The 20,121-nt window shown below is 68.3% G+C and carries 19 protein-coding genes and 1 pseudogene; 13 read left to right on the forward strand and 7 right to left on the reverse strand.

The window, feature by feature from the left end; translation table 11 throughout:
• Both sufU and FEK34_RS16175 read left to right on the forward strand, forming a co-directional pair.
• Entirely contained in the window at window positions 1-498 is a 498-nt protein-coding gene (gene sufU / locus FEK34_RS16170; protein ID WP_138448659.1) for a Fe-S cluster assembly sulfur transfer protein SufU, read from the forward strand.
• Window positions 491-862 (forward strand): metal-sulfur cluster assembly factor, encoded by a 372-nt coding sequence (locus FEK34_RS16175; RefSeq protein WP_014351642.1) that lies wholly within the window; start codon window positions 491-493, stop codon window positions 860-862. Before sufU ends, FEK34_RS16175 begins: the two co-directional genes overlap by 8 nt.
• 109 nt (window positions 863-971) lie before the next feature.
• On the opposite strand, the gene FEK34_RS30020 is transcribed toward FEK34_RS16175, so the two are convergent.
• Window positions 972-1,145 (reverse strand): hypothetical protein, encoded by a 174-nt coding sequence (locus FEK34_RS30020; protein ID WP_171048247.1) that lies wholly within the window; start codon window positions 1,143-1,145, stop codon window positions 972-974.
• A gap of 166 nt (window positions 1,146-1,311) precedes the next feature.
• Here FEK34_RS30020 and FEK34_RS16180 point away from each other — a divergent pair, with 166 nt between their 5' ends.
• Complete coding sequence (locus FEK34_RS16180) at window positions 1,312-2,460, forward strand: RNA-guided endonuclease InsQ/TnpB family protein (protein ID WP_138448660.1); 1,149 nt, start codon at window positions 1,312-1,314, stop codon at window positions 2,458-2,460.
• A gap of 106 nt (window positions 2,461-2,566) precedes the next feature.
• Here the strand turns inward: FEK34_RS16180 and FEK34_RS16185 are convergent, their stop codons facing one another.
• Window positions 2,567-2,830, reverse strand: coding sequence for a hypothetical protein (locus FEK34_RS16185; protein ID WP_138448661.1), 264 nt, complete (start codon window positions 2,828-2,830; stop codon window positions 2,567-2,569).
• 572 nt (window positions 2,831-3,402) lie between these two features.
• Here FEK34_RS16185 and FEK34_RS16190 point away from each other — a divergent pair.
• From FEK34_RS16190 to FEK34_RS16225, 8 genes are all read left to right on the forward strand, one after another.
• On the forward strand, window positions 3,403-5,025 hold the full coding sequence (locus tag FEK34_RS16190) for an ATP-binding protein (protein ID WP_138448662.1): 1,623 nt from the start codon (window positions 3,403-3,405) through the stop codon (window positions 5,023-5,025).
• Entirely contained in the window at window positions 5,025-5,459 is a 435-nt protein-coding gene (locus FEK34_RS16195) for a roadblock/LC7 domain-containing protein (protein ID WP_014351637.1), read from the forward strand. Before FEK34_RS16190 ends, FEK34_RS16195 begins: the two co-directional genes overlap by 1 nt.
• Window positions 5,456-5,803 carry a DUF742 domain-containing protein gene (locus FEK34_RS16200; RefSeq protein WP_138448663.1) on the forward strand — a complete coding sequence of 116 codons (348 nt, stop codon included), beginning with the start codon at window positions 5,456-5,458 and terminating at the stop codon, window positions 5,801-5,803. The genes FEK34_RS16195 and FEK34_RS16200 overlap by 4 nt, the downstream gene beginning before the upstream one ends.
• On the forward strand, window positions 5,778-6,383 hold the full coding sequence (locus tag FEK34_RS16205; protein WP_036536192.1) for a GTP-binding protein: 606 nt from the start codon (window positions 5,778-5,780) through the stop codon (window positions 6,381-6,383). The genes FEK34_RS16200 and FEK34_RS16205 overlap by 26 nt, the downstream gene beginning before the upstream one ends.
• The gene (locus FEK34_RS16210; RefSeq protein ID WP_138448664.1) at window positions 6,380-7,648 is read left to right on the forward strand and encodes a cytochrome P450; all 1,269 of its coding nucleotides are present in this window, start codon (window positions 6,380-6,382) and stop codon (window positions 7,646-7,648) included. The genes FEK34_RS16205 and FEK34_RS16210 overlap by 4 nt, the downstream gene beginning before the upstream one ends.
• Window positions 7,649-7,660: 12 nt before the next feature.
• Window positions 7,661-8,893: a cytochrome P450 family protein gene (locus tag FEK34_RS16215; protein ID WP_138448665.1), complete on the forward strand. Its 1,233-nt coding sequence runs from the start codon at window positions 7,661-7,663 to the stop codon at window positions 8,891-8,893.
• Window positions 8,894-8,904: 11 nt separating this feature from the next.
• Window positions 8,905-10,173, forward strand: a complete 1,269-nt coding sequence (locus tag FEK34_RS16220; protein ID WP_171048248.1) for a cytochrome P450 — start codon at window positions 8,905-8,907, stop codon at window positions 10,171-10,173.
• A gap of 435 nt (window positions 10,174-10,608) precedes the next feature.
• A complete protein-coding gene (locus tag FEK34_RS16225; RefSeq protein ID WP_138449063.1) occupies window positions 10,609-11,859 on the forward strand; it encodes a cytochrome P450 in 1,251 nt (416 codons plus the stop codon).
• A 66-nt stretch (window positions 11,860-11,925) separates the two neighbouring features.
• Here FEK34_RS16225 and FEK34_RS16230 read toward each other — a convergent pair whose 3' ends face one another.
• The 3 genes and pseudogenes from FEK34_RS16230 to FEK34_RS16240 all read right to left on the reverse strand — a co-directional run bounded on the left by FEK34_RS16230 (window position 11,926) and on the right by FEK34_RS16240 (window position 14,424).
• Window positions 11,926-12,609, reverse strand: coding sequence for a hypothetical protein (locus tag FEK34_RS16230; protein WP_138448666.1), 684 nt, complete (start codon window positions 12,607-12,609; stop codon window positions 11,926-11,928).
• Between the two features lie 17 nt (window positions 12,610-12,626).
• Window positions 12,627-13,514: an ABC transporter permease gene (locus tag FEK34_RS16235; protein ID WP_138448667.1), complete on the reverse strand. Its 888-nt coding sequence runs from the start codon at window positions 13,512-13,514 to the stop codon at window positions 12,627-12,629.
• Window positions 13,511-14,424 (reverse strand): annotated as a pseudogene (locus tag FEK34_RS16240) (ATP-binding cassette domain-containing protein). Before FEK34_RS16240 ends, FEK34_RS16235 begins: the two are co-directional and overlap by 4 nt.
• 269 nt (window positions 14,425-14,693) lie before the next feature.
• On the opposite strand from FEK34_RS16240, the gene FEK34_RS16245 reads away from it, so the two are divergent.
• A complete protein-coding gene (locus tag FEK34_RS16245) occupies window positions 14,694-15,737 on the forward strand; it encodes an alpha/beta fold hydrolase (RefSeq protein ID WP_138448668.1) in 1,044 nt (347 codons plus the stop codon).
• 23 nt (window positions 15,738-15,760) lie between these two features.
• Here FEK34_RS16245 and FEK34_RS16250 read toward each other — a convergent pair whose 3' ends face one another.
• A complete protein-coding gene (locus tag FEK34_RS16250) occupies window positions 15,761-16,759 on the reverse strand; it encodes a helix-turn-helix transcriptional regulator (RefSeq protein WP_249359274.1) in 999 nt (332 codons plus the stop codon).
• Between the two features lie 60 nt (window positions 16,760-16,819).
• On the opposite strand from FEK34_RS16250, the gene FEK34_RS16255 reads away from it, so the two are divergent.
• Window positions 16,820-19,102, forward strand: coding sequence for an ATP-binding cassette domain-containing protein (locus FEK34_RS16255; RefSeq protein WP_249359278.1), 2,283 nt, complete (start codon window positions 16,820-16,822; stop codon window positions 19,100-19,102).
• Window positions 19,103-19,252: 150 nt separating this feature from the next.
• On the opposite strand, the gene FEK34_RS16260 is transcribed toward FEK34_RS16255, so the two are convergent.
• Entirely contained in the window at window positions 19,253-20,113 is an 861-nt protein-coding gene (locus tag FEK34_RS16260; protein ID WP_138448669.1) for a universal stress protein, read from the reverse strand.
• Window positions 20,114-20,121: the final 8 nt, after the last annotated feature.

Raw genomic sequence — 20,121 nt, forward strand, 5'->3', positions numbered from 1 at the left:
ATGCGCATGGAGCAGATGTACCAGGAAGTGATCCTGGACCACTACAAACACCCGCATCACCGCGGGCTTCGGGAGCCGTACGGTGCCGAGGTGCACCACGTGAACCCGACCTGCGGCGACGAGGTGACCCTGCGCGTCCAGCTGGACGACAACGGCGACGTCGCCGATGTGTCCTACGAGGGGCAGGGCTGTTCGATCAGCCAGGCCGCCACCTCGATCCTCACCGATCAGGTGATCGGACTACCGGTGCAGCAGGCGCTGAAGGTGGTCGACTCCTACAACGAGATGATCTCCAGCCGCGGCACCGTCGAGGGCGATGAGGACATGATCGGCGACGGCATCGCGCTGGCGGGCGTCGCCAAATACCCGGCGCGGGTCAAATGCGCGCTGCTCGGCTGGATGGCGTTCAAGGACGCGGTGGTCCGCATCACCTCCGCCGAGGACGCCAAGCGGACAATGGGCAGTGATCCGTCCACGAATGGGGAACGTCATGAGTGAAACAGAGACCACCGAAGCCGCCGCGCCGGCCGAACTGTCGGCCGAGGAGATCAAGCACCTCGAAGACATCGAGGAGGCGATGCGTGACGTCGTCGACCCCGAACTCGGCATCAATGTCGTCGACCTCGGGTTGGTCTACGGCATGCAGGTGGATCAGGACAATGTCGCCACCCTCGACATGACCCTCACCTCCGCCGCCTGCCCGCTGACCGACGTCATCGAGGACCAGTCCCGCAACGCCCTGGTGCGCAGCGGTCTGGTCGAGGACCTGAAGATCAACTGGGTCTGGATGCCGCCGTGGGGTCCGGACAAGATCACCGACGACGGGCGCGAACAGCTGCGTGCCCTCGGGTTCACCGTCTAGCCGGAACCCTTTCGTTCTCCCGTGACCACCGTGCCCGAGCACGGTGGTCACGGTCGTTTCCGCGCTGTGTTCGATGCGCACCGCGCGGCGGTGGCGGCACGTGGGCATGTCACCCGGAGCGCAACCCTGCCGCCGCGTGCACGGTGGCCCACCCGGCCAGGCTCGGCGTCCGCAGACTCGCCCGCCGGTGCACCGCGGCTGCGGTCGCGCGGCTGTCCTCGTCGAGCAGAAATCCTCCGGCATGCCCCACTACCGGGATGTGCGCTAGTGCTCCGTCGTTCACGACGGAGGTGAAGGCGCACGCGGGCGGTCCACGAGGGTTCGAGCGTGCCTTAGTCGGGCGGGTTCTGCTGCTCGATGTACTGCTGCAGCATCGAGGTGGGGGCTCCGTCCACGGTCCGGCGAAGTAGGAGCCGGACCAGAGGCGTTGACCGCGATAGATTTGCGGGGTGCAGCTCCGTTACCGGTACCGCCTCAACCCCACCCCGGGGCATCGGGTGGCACTGGCGCGGGCGTTCGGGTGCGCTCGGGTCGTGTTCAACGACGCCGTCGCAGCACGGGAGGCAGCCCGACGGGCCGGTCTGCCGTTGCCGAAGGATGGGGAGCTGTCGAAAGCTCTCACAGCGGCAAAGGCCACGCCCGAACGAGCGTGGCTGGGTGAGGTGTCGTCGGTGGTGTTGCAGCAGGCGCTCGCCGACGCGAACACCGCCTACCGCAACTTCTTCGCGTCGGTCACCGGAAAACGTCAAGGCCCGCGACTCGGCCCGCCCAGGTTCCGGTCCCGCCGCGACAACCGGCAAACGATCCGGTTCACCCGCAACGCCCGCTTCGCGGTGACGGCGAGCGGGAAGCTGCGGCTGCCGAAGATCGGGGACGTCCCGGTCCGGTGGTCGAGGCAGCTACCGGCCCCGCCGTCGTCGGTGACGGTCATCAAGGACGCGGCAGGCCGGTATTTCGCCAGCTTCGTCGTCGAGGTGGACCCCGAGCCAATGCCCGAGGTCGATGCGGAGGTGGGTATCGACCTCGGGTTGGCCGTATTCGCGGTGTTGTCGAACGGCAAGACCATCCGGTCTCCGAAGTTCTTCCGGCAGGCCGAACGTCGGCTCCGGAAGGCCCAGCGGAATCTGTCCCGAAAAGAAGAGGGCTCGAAAAACCGGGCCAAGGCTCGGGTGAAGGTCGCCCGGGCGCATGCCCGGGTGCGGGACGCGCGGCTGGATTTCGCGCACCAGCAGGCCATGGCAGTGATCCGCGAGAATCAAGCGGTCTATGTCGAGGACTTGTGTGTGTCCGGGCTGGCCCGAACCCGCCTGGCGAAGTCGGTGCACGATGCCGGCTGGGGCTTGTTCCTGCGCCTGATAAGGGAGAAAGCCGCCCGGTACGGACGCACCGTCGTGAAGGTCAACCGCTGGTTCCCGTCGTCGCAGATCTGCTCGACGTGCGGCCGGGTCGATGGACCGAAACCCCTGCAGGTGCGCACCTGGACGTGCCCGTGTGGGGTGGTCCACGACCGGGATCTCAACGCCGCCATCAACATTCTCGCCGCCGGACGGGCGGAGAGACGAAACGCCTGCGGAGAGACGGTCAGCCTCCCCGCGTGAGTGGGCAGCACGACTCTGTGAAACAGGAACCCACCGAGAGCGCCACGGCGCTGGTAGGAATCCCCGGCCTTCAGGCCGAGGAGGACGTCAACTTTCCGGTGATCTGTTACGGATTCCGAAACGACAGATCCGTTCGCGCGGGCGTTCCCAGGACCGCACGCGCCGCAGTGCGAGTCGCTTCCGAGGGCGCGGTGCCGGACCGGGCTTCGCGGATCAGCAGGCCGATGGTCGGGTCGTCGCCGAGTTCCGCCACTACGACGTCCCCGACCAGATTCGCCACGGTTTCCAGCGCCCGCCCGCTCAACTCGCCCACCTGTATCCCGGCGCGCTTCTCCGGGCCCACGGCATAGGCGATCAGCAGGTCGAGCACGGCCTCCATATCCACGCCCAGCCCCTCCTGTCTTTCCCGCACCCCGTGTTGTCGTGTACCCGGTCATCGCGCCGACGGGACGGCTGAGCAAAGTCTGGCAGACGGCCGGACTCGTCGGCGGCATTCGCCCGACATCGCCGCGTAGTCGGCGCCCGGGCTGGAATCCGGCTGTCCTCGAACACACCGACCGGGCGGTCCGAAACTGCCGTCACCACCGCTGACGTGCGATAACGGGATCCCCACCGCCACAACGGATCGCGTTCTGTGAGTCCGCCTTGCCAGTTCGGCGGAGAGTTCGCGGCAATGCTGCTAGGGTGGGCGAGTCGTCGGGTTCCGGGCTGTCGGGCCGGTGCGTTCCGTTGGCTCGGCGGTCGATCGAAGTGCTTGTCCGGCGGTTGCTTTCGGGCAGCCGTCGGGGGTGTTCGATGCTCTGCCGGGTGCCCGACGTCAAACCTCATCCGGCCAGGGGTGCAGTCATGGTCGGGCGTCACGAGGAAGGCGAAACGAAGCGCTGTGGCAGCAGGCTGTGGCATCTTGTGGCGCTCCCTCGAGCCCCGTCAACGAGAGAGCTGATGAATCTGAATATCGCCGTGCTGGTTCCGTGGATCTTGGCTCCTGCTCTCGTCCTCGCGGTGGCCTGGTACGCGGTGCGGGCGGTACGGGAGCAGAAGACCCGCGCCGACGCGCTGGAGCGAGACCTCGGCATCCGCGAAGAGATCCTCGAGCGGTTCGCCACCACCACGCTGCCGTCGCTCACCGAATCCGTGCGCAGGCATGAGCAGCCCGCGAGCATCGTCGAAGTCCCCGAGGGTCTGGAGGATTCGCGATTCGCGCAGATCATGCGCTGGGTGTCGGAACGCATCGCCGAGGACATGCGCGGGATCCAGAGCGAAACCAGGGAAAACACGGTCCGTGAGGCCGAAGAGCAGACCCATCGCGCGGTCACCGCGGCCGAGGCGAGCGTGCGCGCCGAAGAGGCCGCCAAGCGCGAGAAGGCCGAAACCGCCGCCCGAGAGGCCACCAGCGCCGCGGTGCGCTCGTTCGGCACCTCGGTGGTCAGCCTCGGCGCCGACGTGAGCCAGGTGGTCAGCGCCGCGCTACGCGAACACCGCGACGACGACGTCTACGAAACCCTCATCCGCATCGACCACACCGTGCAGCAGATGATCCGCCAGGCGCAGTCCTACGTGATCGTCTGCGGTGGTCTGCCCGGCCGCCGCTGGCCCGCGCAGTCGCTCACCGACGTCGTCGGTGGCGCGATCGGCCGTGTGCGCGACTTCCTGCGGGTGCGTTCGGGCCAGCTGGACCGGGTGGTGATCAGCCGTTCGGTGGAACCGCTGGTGCACACCCTGGCCGCGCTGATCGACAACGCGCTGCGCTACTCGCCGCCCACCTCCTACGTCGACGTGAGCTTCCAGGAAGGCCATCACGGCGTCACCGTGATCGTCGACGACGCCGGTGTGCGGATGAACGCCGAGCAGATGGAGGAGGCCAGGCAGGTGCTCGCGCACGAGCGCTCGGTCGACATCCACCAGCTCGGCCCGGCCCCCAAGGTGGGCTTCCCCGGTATCGCCGCACTGGCCCGCCGCTACGGCTTCACCGTCTACATCGACGGCCCCAACGCCTACGGCGGTATGCGCGCCATGGTGTACATCCCCGAATCGCTGCTGGTGAGCCCGCGCGCACCGCAGGCGGGTGAGTCCGCGCCCGCCCCGGCGGGCCTGTCGTCGGCGCCTGCCGCGCTGCCGTCGGGTCCGGCTGCCGCTGTGCTGCACGGGGAATCGGCGCCCGCGGGAGCCCGGGTCCGGGAATCGGCGCCGCTGGCCGCCGTCACCAGCATGCCCGCCCCCACCACCACCGGGCAGTCGCCTGCGGTGCGTTCGACCACCCTCGGATCGGCCGCGGGGAGCGGCACGACCGAGTCGCCGATGCGTTCCACGATGACGGGGGGCAATGCGATGACCGGGCTGTCCGACCTTCCGGACACCGACGACCGGCCCACGATGACCGACGTCACCACGGGCGGGCTGCCCAAGCGCCGCCGCCGCGCCGTCGCGGTGGTTCCGCCGGTCGCTTCGCACAGCCCGAGCACCGAACCGGGCAAGCCCCGGCCCGAGATCGCCGCCGCTTGGCAGAGCGGCTCCAAGAGCGGCCGCGCCGCCGCAACCGACGACACCGAAGGGATGACATCCTGATGGGCTCACCGAGAACTGTTGTCACCGACAGCACCAACAAGCTCGGCTGGTTACTCGAGGACCTCGAGATTCCCGGCGTCCGCTTCGCGGTCCTGCTGTCCGACGACGGGCTGCGGATCGCGCACTCCAGCGGAGTCGCCAAAGACGACGCGGAGCGTTTCGCCGCCGCGGCGTCGGGTCTGCGTTCGCTCGGCAAGGCGCTCGGTGAGTTCTGCGGCGGCGCCGGTAACGGCGTGCGGCAGAACATGACCGAGTACGACCAGGGGATGATCCTCATCACCGCGGCCGGCGAGGGCGCCCTGCTGGGGGTGTCCACCACCACCGACATCGACGTGGGCCTCATCGCGCACCGGATGAACGAGCTGGCCGACCGCGTCGGCCACGAACTCGGCAGCCAGCCGCGCGGGAGCGTTGACGGCGGCGAAATGTCATGAGCGGGCCGCGGCGTGATCCCGACCTGGTCCGCGCCTACGTGCGGACCAGGGGACGCTCGCGTCCGACGCGTGAATTGGACCTGGTCACCCTCGTCGTCGCCGTACAGAAACCGGGGCCGGGAACGAGCCCCGACGCGCGGCGAGTGGCCGACGTCTGTGCCCACGGTGCGCTGTCGATCGCCGAGATAGCCGCCTACCTGGACCTGCCGCCCTCGGTGGTCAAGATCCTCGCCGCCGACCTCCTCGACACCGAACACCTCGCCATACCCACACCGGCCGAATCACTGCCGGAGATAGCTTTGCTCCAGGAGGTTCTCAATGGGCTCCGTGCTCTCCCGGCCTGACCGCACCGTCGACTATGTGCCGGAGACCGTGACCCGATCGGTGAAACTGCTCGTCGCCGGGAATTTCGGCGTCGGCAAGACCACCTTCGTCAGCAGTGTTTCCGAGATCAAGCCGCTTCGCACGGAGGAAACCATCACCCAGGCCAGCGTCGGCATCGACGATATGGCCGGTCTGCCCGGCAAACTTCAGACCACGGTGGCGATGGATTTCGGGCGCATCACGCTCAATCCCGAACTGGCGCTGTACCTGTTCGGCACGCCGGGCCAGCAGCGTTTCGTGCCGCTGTGGGAAGAGCTGGCCCGCGGTGCGCTCGGGGCGCTGGTCCTGGTCGACACCCGCCGGATCGAGAAGTCCGACGAGGTGTTGTCGGTGCTCGAGGAACGCGGTGTGCCGTATGCGGTGGGCGTCAACGAGTTCGAGGGCGCCAACCGCTTCCCGCTCGCCGAGATCCGGGACGCGCTCGACCTCACCCCGGACACGCCGTTGACCGCTCTGGACGCACGTGACCGAGGCACGTGCCTGCGCTCGCTGATCATGCTCGTCGAATTCCTGTTCCATCGACTGGAGTCTCGTCTTTGACAACCCATAACCCCGTCACCGCGGCGCGCGCACCGTTGAGCGGTTGCCCTGTCGCGCACGGATCCCCGATCGATTCCGATGGCCCCCGGGTCTCGCTGTACACCGAGGAGTTCTCCGACGATCCGCACCGCGCCTACCGGGAGATGCGCAAGCGTTTCGGTTCGCTGGTGCCGATCGATCTGGCTCCCGATGTGCCCGCGACCCTGGTGATCGGCTATCAGGAGGCGGTGCGGATCCTCAACGACCCCGACCACTTCCCGGCCGACCCGCGCACCTGGCAGACGAGCATCCCACCGGACTCGCCGGTCAAGCCGATGATGGAGTGGTACCCCAACGCGTTGCGCAACAGCGGTACGGCGCATGCGCGGTACCGGGAGGCCTACGTCGCCGGGATCGACAAGATCGATCTGAACGCGCTCAACGCGACGGTCGAGAAGATCGCCATCCCGCTGATCAACACCTTCTGTGAGAAGGGCTCGGCCGATCTCGTCACCGATTACGCGTTTCCGCTGGTGTTCGAGGTGCTGAACCGGATGGTCGGCTGCTCACCGGAACTGGGCCAGCGCGTGGCCACCGGTATGGCCGCGCTGTTCGACACCGTCAACGCCGAATGGGGGATGAACTACCTCAGCGAGGCGCTGATGGAACTCATCCAGCTCAAACGGTCCCAGCCGGGCGACGACGTCACCTCGGTGCTGGTGTCGCATCCGGCGAATCTGGATGACGAGGAGCTGCTGTCGAATCTGATCAGCTTCTACGGCGCCGGACTCGAACCGCAGCAGAACCTGATCCTCAACACCCTGCTGCTGATGCTCACCGACGACCGGTTCGGTGGCGACATGCTGGGCGGCAGCCTGTCGACCCGCGACGCGCTCGACGAGGTGTTGTTCAACGACCCGCCGATGGCGAATTTCTGCACGACCTATCCGCGTCAGCCGATCCTGATCGACAACGCGTGGCTGCCGGCGCACCAGCCGGTGCTGATCAGCCTGGCCGGCTGCAATACCGATCCGGCGATCCGCGGGGGCGAGCTGGCGGGCAACCGCTCGCATCTGGCGTGGAGCATCGGGCCGCACGCCTGCCCGGCGCAGTCGGTGGCGCTGGTGGTGGTGCAGGAGGCCATCGACCAGCTGCTCGACGCGCTGCCGGAGATGGAGCTGGCCGGGCCGCCGGAGGAATTGTCCTGGCGCCCAGGGCCTTTCCACCGGGCGCTCTCGGCGCTGCCCGTGGTCTTCCCGGAATCCCCACCGTTGAACATAGGGTAAGGATTTGCAGTGATGGAGCGCGAAACGATCGTCCTCGACATGGCGGGAGCCGATACCCACGGCGAGGCCGCACGGCTGCGTGAGCGTGGGCCCGCGGCGCTGGTGGAGCTGCCGAACGGGGTGCCCGCGTGGTCGGTGACCGACGCTGCCGCGCTGAAGAGCCTGCTGGCCGATCCGCGGGTGTCCAAGGATCCCCGCCAGCATTGGACGGCGTTCATCAACGGCGAGATCACCCAGGAGTGGCCGCTGTTCCCGTGGATCGCGGTGGACAATATGTTCACCGCCTACGGCAGCGAACATCGGCGGCTGCGCAGGCTGGTGGCGCGGGCGTTCACCGCGCGCCGCACCGCCGCGCTGCGTCCGCGCATCGAGCAGATCACCACCGAACTGCTGGATGCGCTCGCGGCCATGCCCGCCGGTGAGGTGGTCGATCTGCGGGCGCACTACGCCTATCCGGTGCCGATCCGGGTCATCACCGAGATGCTCGGCGTGCCAGAGGCGCTCAATGCCGGCCTGCGTACGTGCGTCGACCGGTATTTCGACACCACGATCAGCCAGGAAGCCGCGGGTGCCAACTACGTCGAGATGTACGGGCTGGTCACCGAATTGGTCACCTATCGGCGGGTGAATCCCGGCGACGACCTGACCAGCGCGCTGATCGCCGCACGAGACGAGGAAGACGGCTCGCAGCTGACCGAGAAGGAACTCGTCGACACGCTGATGCTGGTCATCAACGCCGGCCACGAGACCACGGTCAACCTGCTCGACCAGGCCATCGTCGCGCTGCTGACCCATCCCGAGCAGCGCGCGGCGGTGGAATCGGGCCGGGTGCCGTGGACCGAGGTCGTCGAGGAGACGTTGCGGTTCGAGGCGCCGGTCGCGCATCTGCCGTTGCGCTACGCCGTGGACGACATCGACCTCGACGGCGGGGTGCACATCGCCAAGGGCGAGGCGATCCTGGCCTCCTACGCCGCGGCCAGCCGTGATCCGAAGGTGCACGGCGACAGCGCCGACGTCTTCGATCTGGACCGGAAGAACAAGGACCATCTCGCCTTCGGCTACGGCGCCCACCACTGCCTGGGCTCGCCGCTGGCGCGGATGGAAGGTGAGCTCGCGCTGCCCGCGTTGTTCGCCCGGTTCCCGGATCTGCGCCTGGCCGTCGATGTGTCCGAATTGCAGCCGGTGGTCAGCTTCGTCTCCAACGGCCATCAGCACCTACCGGTTTATCTGAGCGCGGAGCGGTAACAAGTTTCTTGATGAGTCTCAACTGGGCAACGCACCATTCGAACGCGTCCACCGGTTCGTGCCCGGTTCGGCACGTATCACCGCATGATGCCGAGGGGCCGCGGGTTTCGCTGTATTCGGCGGAATTCGCGGCCGACCCGCACAGCGCCTATCGGGAGATGCGCGAACGCTTCGGGCCGCTGGTCCCAGTGGAGCTGTCACCCGGTATCCACGCGACCCTGGTGATCGGCTATCACACGGCCGTGCGGATCCTCAACGATCCCGAGCATTTCCCGGCCGATCCGCGCATGTGGCAGAAGAACATTCCGCCCGACTGCCCCGTGCTGCCGATGCTGGAGTTCCGGACCACCGCGCTGCGCACCACCGGCGCCGAGCATCTGCGGTACCGCTCGGCCAACACCTGGGCACTGAATCAGGTCGACCTGCACGGCCTGCATGCCACCGTGGCGCGGATCGCGGTGTCGCTGATCAACTCGTTCTGCGCGGACGGCAGCGTCGATCTGATCGGCCAGTACGCGTTTCCGTTGACGTTCGCGGTGCTCAACGAGCTGCTCGGCTGCCCGCCCGATATCGGTCAGCGGGTCGCCACCGGGATGGCGGCGATCTTCGAAGGCATCGACGCCGAGCAGGGCAATGCGATGCTGGAGCAGGCGCTGGCCGAGCTGACCGAGCGCAAACGCCGCGAGCCCGGCGACGACCTGACCACCCGGCTGTTGCGTCACGAGACCCGGCTCTCGGACGCGGAAATGGTGCAGCAGCTGGTGGTGCTCTACGGGGCGGGCATCGAGCCGTTGCAGAACCTGATCGTCAACACGCTGCGGCTGATGCTCACCGACGACCGGTTCGCCGGCAGTGTGCTCGACGGCAGCCTGTCCACCCGCGACGCGCTCGACGAGGTGCTGTTCACCGATCCGCCGATGGCCAACTTCTGTAGCACCTATCCCCGTCAGCCCATCATGATCGACGGCGTGTGGCTGCCCGCGCATCAGCCGGTGGTGATCAGCATGACCGGCTGCAACAACGACCCGGCGATCAACAACGGCCAATACGCCGACAATCGTTCGCATCTGGCCTTCAGCGCCGGACCGCACGCGTGCCCGGCCAGGTCGGTGGCCTATCTGGTCGCGTGCGATGCGATCGATGAATTGCTCGACGCGCTGCCGGAATTGGCGCTGGCGATTCCCGCCGAACAGCTCACCTGGCGGCCGGGACCGTTCCATCGGGCGCTGTCGGCGCTGCCCGCGGTGTTCCCGAAGTCGCCGCCCTTGCCGACGCACTGACGACGCCGGCCCGGCACGGCCGGCGGGACCAAGGCGCTGCCGCGCGGCGGTTGCCGGCTGGTGCCTCGTCGATTGGTGAAGTCTCACAACGAAATACGAGTATTTCTGTTCCCTCGCGGGAGCATGCTACTCAGCGGTACAGTCGGGCCTCGAGCTGTACATCGGGCACCGGGAGTTGCCCGCAAGAAGGGGGCGGAGGGTATGTGAGACTGCTGCTCCGATCGTGATCGGGGAGCAGACCGCGAGGCTGTGGGCTTCGAATCGGCTGTGCGCACAGCCGGCCGGAGCCGCCGCACTCGCCGATCGTTTTCTCGTGGGCAGGGCATACGGGCTCAGCGGCGCGCCCGGGCCGGCCCCTACGGCGACGACCGACGGTGACCCGGCGCCGTCCGGTCGCTTCTCGCCGAGGTCAGACCTGGAGTTCGTATCGTGACCATGCACCAACTCGCCGGCACCGGCCGTTCCTGTCCCGTCGCGCACGCCATGCCGATGGATACCGACGGGCCTCGTATCTCGCTCTACGCGGCCGAATTCGCCGCCGATCCGCATCGTGCCTATCGGGAGATGCGGGATCGCTACGGCGCCCTCGTCCCGGTGGAACTGGCGCCCGGCGTCCCCGCCACCCTGGTGATCGGCTATCGCACCGCGGTGCGCATCCTCAACGATCCGGACCATTTCCCGGCCGATCCGCGGGTGTGGCAGAAGGACATCCCGTCCGATTGCCCGGTACTGCCGCTGCTGGAGTGGCGGCCGCAGGCGTTGCGCAGCACCGGCGCCGAGCACGCCCGGTACCGGCAGGCCTACACCGAGGCCATCAACGGCGTGGATCTGCACACCCTGCACAGCACGGTCGAGAAGATCGCCATCCCGTTGATCAATACCTTCTGCGAGTCCGGCTCCGCGGAGCTGATCAGCCAGTACGCGTTCCCGCTCACGTTCGCGGTGCTGAACGAAATCCTCGGTTTCCCGGCCGAACTCGGGCAGCGGGTGGCCACCGGCATGCAGGCGATCTTCGACGGCATCGACGCCGAACGCGGCAACGCGATGATCACCGAGGCGGTCATGGAATTGGTCGCCGACAAGCGCGCGAACCCCGGCGACGATATCGCCACCCGGCTGCTGAATCATCCGGCGGCGCTGACCGAAGAAGAGATGATCCACCAGCTGGTCACCCTCTACGGGGCGGGCATCGAGCCACAGCAGAACCTGATCGTCAACACCGTTCTGTTGATGCTGACCGATGATCGCTTCGCCGGCAGCGTGCTCGGCGGCAGCCTATCCACACGCGACGCGCTCGACGAGGTGTTGTTCACCGACCCGCCGATGGCGAATTTCTGCGTCAGCTACCCACGCCAGCCGATCCTCATCGACGGGGTGTGGCTGCCCGCGCATCAGCCGGTCGTGATCAGCATGACCGGCTGCAACAACGACCCGGAGGTCAGCGTCGGGCGATACGTCGACAACCGGTCGCATCTGTCGTGGAGCGCGGGCCCGCACGCCTGCCCGGCCAAATCGGTGGCCTACCTGGTGGTGCAGGACGCGATCGACCAGCTGCTGGATGTGCTGCCCGAGATGCGGTTGGCGGTGCCAGCGGATCAGCTGAGCTGGCGTCCCGGTCCTTTCCACCGTGCGCTTGCCGCGATGCCGGTGGTGTTCCCGCCGTCGCCGCCGTTGACCGTGCGGTGACGATCCGGGCCGCTTCCCGCCGGTCCGGGAAGCGGCCCGGCTCATGGGAACGTATACGGGGACAGCTCAATTGGTTTCGATATCGCGGTGCCGGAACCCCAGCGCGCCCACCGCGCACAGCACCACCGCGACGACCGCGGTGATCAACACCGGCCCCAGCGCGAAATCCACGGCCGGGACCAGCGGGATGTTGTCGAAGGGGGAGACGCTCATCAGCCAGTCCGGGAACTTCAGCGTCGCCCCGAACATCAGCACCACGAAGCAGAACGCCAGCGCGATCCAGGCTCCCACCGTGGCCAGCGGCAGAAATCCGAACAGCACCACGGTGATTCCGCCCAGCACCCACACCGCGGGCAGGTAGGTCAGCGACGCGCCGAGCAGCGGCAGCAGCTGCGACATATCGCCGGTCATCACCCCGTACATCAGCCCCATGCCGAACCCGCCGAGTGCCAGCACCACCGCCGACCCGGCCAGCATGATGACCAGATGCCCGGCCAGCCAGCGCAGCCGCGGCAGATCGGTGGACAGCAGCGGCTCCACCCGCCCGGCCGCCTCCTCGGCGCGCGGGCGCAGGCCCGAGGAGATGGTGTAGGCCGAACCGATCAAGGCCAGCAGGCCCGCCGACATGGCGTAGAAGGCGTCCACCAGGCTGCCCACGTCCTGGCCGAGCAGCTCGGCGAGATCGACATCGCCGAGCAGATCGCCCACATCGTCGCCGATCGACCCGAAAGCCAGCCCGGCCAGCAGCATGCCGATCGACCAGCCGATCAGCGACCCCCGCTGAACCGCCAGGCCAGCCCGAAGGCGCTCTGCAACGACTCGCCTGCCCGCGCCGGGCCAGGCCGCGGTGGCACCACGCCCGCCCCGAAATCGCGGTGATCGAGCACCCGCCGCGCCACCAGGGTGATCGCGACGGCCACGGCGAGCGAGAGCAGCGCAGGCCACCAGACCTCACCGTCGTAGGGCCGCATGGCCTGACCCCAGCCCAGCGGCGACAACCACGACAACACCCCGTTGCCCACGTCGCCGACCGCGCGCAGCACATACGACACCGCGATCGCCGCCCCGGTGATGCCGTAGACGGCGCGGGTGCTTTCGGTGAGCTGGGCCGCCAGCAGCGCGATCGCCATGAACACCAGTCCGGCGCAGGTGGCGCCGACACCGAGTGCGATCGAACCGGCCGCGGGCAGTCCGTAGGAGATCAGGCTCAACGCCACCGCCAGGCCGTAGACCAGATTGGCCAGCACCGTGACGATCGTCGCGCCGGTGAAGGCGGCATGCCTGCCGACCACTCCGGACCGGATGAGTTCGTCGCGGCCGGTCTCCTCATTGGCGCGGGTATGCCTGCCGACCAGGAACATGCTCATCAGCCCGGCCACGATCATGCCGAAGGCGCTGGCCTGGAACGCCACCTGGCCGCCGATGGTGTCGAGCACCCGGGGCGGGCCCGCCATGGCCACCATGGCGGCATTGCCCTGCATGCTGGCCGCGACCCGGTCCAGATCGGCCTGGGTCGGATAGGCGACGTCCACGCCGACGGCCTGCGAGTAGTAGACGAAGGTGCCGCCGAGCAGCCAGAAGATCAGCGCGATCCGTTCCCGGCGCAGGAAGAAGCGGGTGAGGATGCCGGTGCCGGTCAGCGTCGCGGTGGTCACGATTCCTGCACCCCCGAGGCCGCGAGCTCGTCACCGTAGTGGCGCAGGAACAGCTCTTCGAGAGTCGGTGGCTGGCTGGTCAGGGTCCTGATGCCGAAGCCGGTGAGGTGGCCGATGGCCGCGTCCAGATCGACCGTGTCGACCTGGAACCGGGCGCGGTTGCCCTCGACCACCAGATCGTGCACGCCGGCGAGCTCGTCCAGACCGGTCGGCGGGCGGGTGGTTTCGCAGGCGATGGAGGTGCGGGTCAGGTGGCGCAGGTCGGTGAGGGTGCCGGATTCGATGGCCTTGCCGTGGCGGATGATCGTCACCCGATCGCACAGCGCCTCGACCTGGGCGAGGATATGGCTGGACAGCAGCACGGTGCGGCCGTGCTGTTTCACCACCTCGTCGATGCACTCCTGGAAGACCGCCTCCATGAGCGGATCGAGTCCGGAGGTCGGCTCGTCGAGCATGAGCAGCTCCACATCGGAGGCCAGCGCCGCCACCAGAGCCACCTTCTGCCGGTTGCCCTTGGAGTAGGTGCGGCCCTTCTTCGTCGGGTCGAGATCGAAGCGCTCGAGCAGATCGGCGCGGCGCTTCTCGTCCAGTCCGCCGCGTAGTTTGCCCATCAGGTCGATGACCTCACCGCCGGTGAGGTTGGGCCACAGGTTCACATCGCCGGGTACGTAGGCCAGCCGCCGATGCAGTTCGGCCGCGTGTTCCCAGGGGTCGCCGCCCAGCAGCGTCGCGGTGCCGCTGTCGGCGCGTAGCAGCCCCAATAGAACCCTGATGGTGGTCGATTTGCCTGCCCGTTGGGCCCGAGAAAGCCGTGCACCTCACCGGTGGTGACGCGGAGGTCGAGCCCGTCCAGTGCACGGGTGCGGCCGAATGTCTTGACCAGGCCCGAGATATCGATTGCCGCAGACATGGTTCAACGGTAGCGACGGGTGGACCTCGGTGCGGGTCAACGGGAATCACCGGTGTGGCGCCGTTATCCGCTGCCGCGCCCGCACAGCTTTCGGGCGGCGGGTTGCCGGCGCCGCGCGCGGTATGTGTCGGCCGGATCGGTCGTTCACCGGAGTGCTCTCCGACCGGCCGTGCTACCGAGTGATCGGCGCCACAATTTGAGACCCACGGTTAACTTACCGTATAGTAAGTTATCGCGTTGCCGAGGTTGAAAGGCGTAGAGGGGCTCACATGGTGTCGCTAGTGGGGGATCTGCCGCGCGCTGCGCGCAATATCTGGTCACTGTCGTTCGGTGACGGCATCGAGCCGTACGCGCCGACGCCGTCGACGGTCGTCTACGACGAACCGCACCGCTGCCTGCGCCGGTTCGATCGCGACGAACCCTCCGCGCAGCGCCCGGTGCTACTGGTACCGCCGCTCGCGGTCACCCCGGCCTGCTTCGACCTGCGCGACGGGCAGAGTTTCGTGCGGTTCCTGCTGGAGACCGGCAGGCAGCCCTACGTCATCGACTACGGCCAGATGACCTACGCCGACCGCAACCTCGGGCTCGAGGAGTGGACGCACGACATCGTCCCGACCGCGATCCGGCGGGTCAGCGAGGAGCACGACGGTGCGGGCGTCGACGTCGTCGGCTGGTCGCTGGGCGGCATTCTCGCGGTGCTCGCCGGCGCCGGCCACGCGGATCTGCCGATCGCCTCCATCACCGCCATCGCCCCGCCGTTCGATCAGCGCAGGACGGTGACGGTGGCGCCGCTGCGGATTCTCGGCGCGGTCACCGGCGGGCGCGAGGTCGATCTGGCGACCCGCGTGTTCGGCGGTATTCCCAGCTACATCGTGCGCACCGGGTTCCGGGTGCAGGCCTTCCAGCGTGAGCTCACCCGCCCGCTGTTCGTGGCCCGCAACATCCTCGACGAGGACGCGCTGGCCCGGATGGAGGCCATCGACCGGTTCATGGCGATGATGCCCGGCTATCCCGGCCGGCTCTACCGGCAGATCCACCGCTCGTTCATCCTGCGCAACGAACTGGTCACCGGCACCATCCGGTTGCGTTCGGATCTGGTGGTGGAAACCGCGAAACTCACCTGCCCCGTGCTGATCCTGGGCAGCCGCACCGACCTGGTCGTCCCCGCGGCCGCCGCCCGCGCCGGACTCGATGTGCTCACCGGGGCGGAGGTGCGCTTCGAGGAGGTACCCGGCGGTCACCTCGGCATCCTGGCCGGGCCTGCCGCCCGGGACACCACCTGGCGGATCATCGACGAATTCCTCTCCCGCTGAGCGGATTTTCTCGCGAGTGCTGCTCACGCTTCGGGCGCCGTTCGGACCTGCGGTGTGGCAGCTCGCAGTAGCCGCTCGCCGAGGTCACGGCAACGGTCGCGGAACTCGGCCGGCTCCTCGATGACGAAATCGGCTCCGGTCAGCGCGAGTTGGAGCACCAGCCATTCGAACGAATCGACCCGGGTGATCACTCGCGATCGGTCCGCGCCCAGCGCCTCGATATCGCAGTCCTGGAATTTCAGCGCATCGCGGATCGCCGCGGCGGACGCGTCGACGACGGCGACCGCGCGATAACGGCGGGCGGTGAGACCGGCCCGCAGATACGCGAGGCCGGACTCGGCCGGCAACGGGCGCGCGGTGAATCGGGCGCCGGTGGCCATGGCATTGCTGATGCGGTCCAGCCGGAAGGTGCGCCAGTCGCCGCGATCGAGGTCCCAGGCCAGCAGGTACCAGCGTAGGTGCAGGTTGACCTGCCGATACGGTTCCACGCGCCGGGCCGTGCGCGCACCGGACTTGTCGATGTAGTCGAAGTTGACGCGCTCGTGTGCGCCGGCCGCGGCGCCGAGTAAGGCCAGCAGTTCGGCGTCGACCGAAGGGGCGATGAGCGGCGCCGCTTCCAGGGACGCGCGTACGGCTTCGGCGCGCAATCGCAACCGGGTGGGTAGGAATTGGTCGATCTTGCCGAAGGCCCGGTCGGCGGCGGCGCCGATCGCGGTGTGGCCGTTGGCCGGTGGTTCGTCGGTGGTGGTGGCCCCCAGCAGGGCCAGCGCGATGAGGGTGGCGACGGCCTCGTCGTCGTCGAGGACCAGCGGCGGCAGCGTACGCCCGGCGGCCAGCTGGTAGTAGCCCGTCGGGCCCGGCTGGGTGGTGACCGGGTATCCGTAGGCGCGCAGCCGGTCGATATCGCGGCGCAGGGTGCGCGCGCTGACGCCCAGCCTGGCCGAGAGATCGCGGCCGCTGAAGCGGCGGCCGGTCTGCAGGGTGGCCAGCAGTTCCAGCATCCGGCCGGTGGTATCGGACATACCTCCATTGTCCGCGAATTGCGGTCAAGATCCGTCCGCATCTGGGCCTACCGTCGAAGTGTGACTCGATCAGCTACCGCACCGACTCGATCAACTGCCGCTCCGGAGCGCGCGATCCGCATCCGGGCAGCACGGACCAATAATCTGCGTGAGCTCGATATCGATATCCCGCGCGGGCAGCTCGTGGTCTTCGCCGGGGTGTCCGGTTCGGGCAAATCGTCGCTGGTGTTCGACACCATCGCCGCCGAGGCCGGCTACCAGCTCAACGAGACCTACCCGCCGTTCGTGCGTAACCGCCTGCCGCGCTGGAGCAGACCGGATGTCGACGCGATCGACGGCCTCTCACCGGTGGTGGTGATCGACCAGAAACGCCTGGGAGGCAATGCCCGCTCCACCGTCGGCACCATCACCGACGCCTACACCTACCTGCGGTTGCTGTTCTCCCGGGTGAGCGAGCCGTATGTGGGGGAGTCCAACTACTTCTCGTTCAACGATCCCGCCGGCATGTGCCCGGCCTGCGCCGGATTGGGGGAAACCCTGGCCACCGATGTGGAGCGGGTACTCGATCTGGACAAGTCCCTGGAACAGGGCGCGATCCTGTTGCCCGGCTTCGGCAACGGGCAGTGGTGGTACAAGCAGTACGCCGATATCGGGTCCTTCGATCCGAGCACCCCGCTGCGGGAATGGACCCCGGCCGAACGCGAAGCCCTGCTCTATGGTGGCGACGCGGCCGCGCGACTCGGCACCCGTCCACCCAAGGACTACGAGGGCGTGGTGGAACGGTTCGAACGGATCTACCTGCACACCTCCGACGAGATGTCGGAACGCAAACAGGCGGTGGTGCAACGGTTCACCCGCACCGAACGGTGCCGGGAGTGCGACGGCGAGCGCCTCAAACCCGAGGCGCGGACGGCGACGGTACTCGGCCACACCATCGTCGAACTCGGGCAGATGGAGGTCGACGAGCTGGTCGGGGTGATCGCGGAGGTGCGCGAACCCGCCGTGGCGCCCGTGGTGGAGGCATTGTGTGAGCGTCTCGGCGCCCTGGTCACCATCGGGCTCGGCTATCTGACGCTCTCGCGTCCGACGCTGACATTGTCCGGCGGCGAATCCCAGCGCATCAAAACCATCCGGCATCTGGGCAGCAGCCTCACCGAGATGCTGTACATCTTCGACGAGCCGACCATCGGGCTGCACCCGCATGACGTACGGGCGATGACCGAACTGCTGAAACGATTGCGGGACAAGGGCAATACGGTACTGGTGGTCGAACACGATCCGGATGTGCTGCGGATCGCCGATCAGATCGTCGAGATCGGCCCCGGCGCGGGCACCGACGGCGGGCGCATGGTGTTTCAAGGAGGATTCGACGACCTGCTGCGCGCCGACACTCCAACCGGGCGCGGCCTGCGCCAGCAGCGCAGCCCACGACCACCCCGGTCCGCCGCGGGGAAGATCCGCATCGAGAACGCCACCCGAAACAACCTCGCCGGGCTCGACGTCGACATCCCCACCGGCGTACTCACGGTGTTCACCGGCGTCGCGGGCTCCGGAAAATCCAGTCTCGCCGCCGAACTGGCCGCACAGCATCCGGCCACCGTCGTGGACCAGCGCCCGGTGAGCACGAACCGGCGCTCGACGCCGATCACCTACACCGGGATCGCGCCTGCCATCCGCAAGCTGTTCGCCCGCCGCAACTCGGTGCCCGCCGCGCTGTTCAGCCCCAACTCCGCCGGGGCCTGCCCGGTCTGCAAGGGGCTGGGCGTGATCTACACCGATCTGGCGTTCATGGACGGCCAGGAAGTGGTCTGCGAAACCTGCGGTGGACGCCGGTTCACCGAGGAAGTGCTCGGCTACCGCGTCGACGGACTCTCGATCGCCGATATCGACGATCTCACCGTCGACGAGGCGCTGCGACGACTGAGCACGCCCGCGATCACCTCCGCCCTCGGCCATATAGCCGATGTCGGCCTCGGCTACCTGCGCCTCGGCCAATCGCTGACGACACTGTCCGGCGGGGAATGCCAGCGCCTGAAGATCGCCAAGGAGCTGGCCGCCCGCGCCGAGCACACCCTCTACATTCTCGACGAGCCGACCACCGGACTGCACCTGTCCGATATCGACACCCTGCTCGGGGTGCTGGACACGTTGGTCGGCAAGGGGGACACGGTGGTCGTCATCGAACACAACCTGGAGGTCATCCGGCGCGCCGACCGCATCATCGACCTCGGGCCGGGCCCGGGCCGTCGCGGTGGCCGCATCATCGTCGAGGGCACACCCGAGCAGCTGGCGGCCTGCACCGAGTCGGCCACCGGGCGCGCACTGCGCGAAACGATGCGGTGATTCCGGCTTCGGCCGCGAGACCGACCGTGGCAGACGGCCAGACCACTCGGAGACCGCTGACCCTGCTCGGTGCTCGGTGCTCGGTGCTCGGTGCTCGGTGCTCGGTGCTCGGTGCTCGGGGGCCGAGGCACGCAGCGGAATCGAGGCCGGTCAGGAGGCCGAGCGGGCGATGATCACCGGGCACTCGGCGGCATGCAACACCGCCTGACTGACCGAGCCGAGCGTCATGCCGACGAACCCGCCGTGCCCATGACTGCCCACCACCAGCAGTTGCGCATCGGCGGCGGTGCCGAGCAGCAACCGGGCGGGCCGCTCCTCGGCGACGACGTGGCGCACCGCGACCTCCGGGTAGCGGGCGCACCACGGTGCCAGGGCGTCGGATAGTTTCGACTCGGCCTCGGCCGCGAGTTCGGCGCGCGACAGATAGCGGTAGAACTCCGACCACGCCGTCACCGCTACCAGTTCGGCACCGCGGCGGGCGGCCTGGTCGAAGGCGACGGCGATCGCGTGCACGCTGCTCGGCGAACAATCGGTGCCGACCACCACCGGACCGTCGGCGCGCTCGGCGAACTCCGGGATCACCGCGACCGGGCAGTGCGCGTGCCTGGCCAGCGAGGTGCTCACCGAACCGAGCAGTCCGCGCCGCAGCGCGCCGAGACCACGGGTACCGACGACCACGATCCTGGCCGTGGTGGAGCGCTCACGCAGCAGCGGCACGGGCGCGGCCTCGCGCACCACGGTCTCGATCTCGATCGGTGCGATGGGTGCGGCCGCCGCGGCCGCGATCTCGCGGGCTTCGGCCAGCGCCTCCTGCCCGGCCTTGCGGTAGCTTTCGGCGTTGATCGGCGCGTAGCCGAGGGTGGGGCCCACGTCGATCGGCACGCCGATCGCGTACACGATCTGCAACGGACTGCCGTGGCGGGCGGCGTCGGCGGCGGCCCAGCGCACCGCGCCGATCGCGGATCGGGAACCGTCGGCACCGACGACCACCGGTGCGCTGTCAGTGGACATGGCCTGCT

It is taken from the genome of Nocardia cyriacigeorgica (genome assembly GCF_005863245.1).
Classification (GTDB): Bacteria; Actinomycetota; Actinomycetes; order Mycobacteriales; family Mycobacteriaceae; genus Nocardia; species Nocardia cyriacigeorgica_C.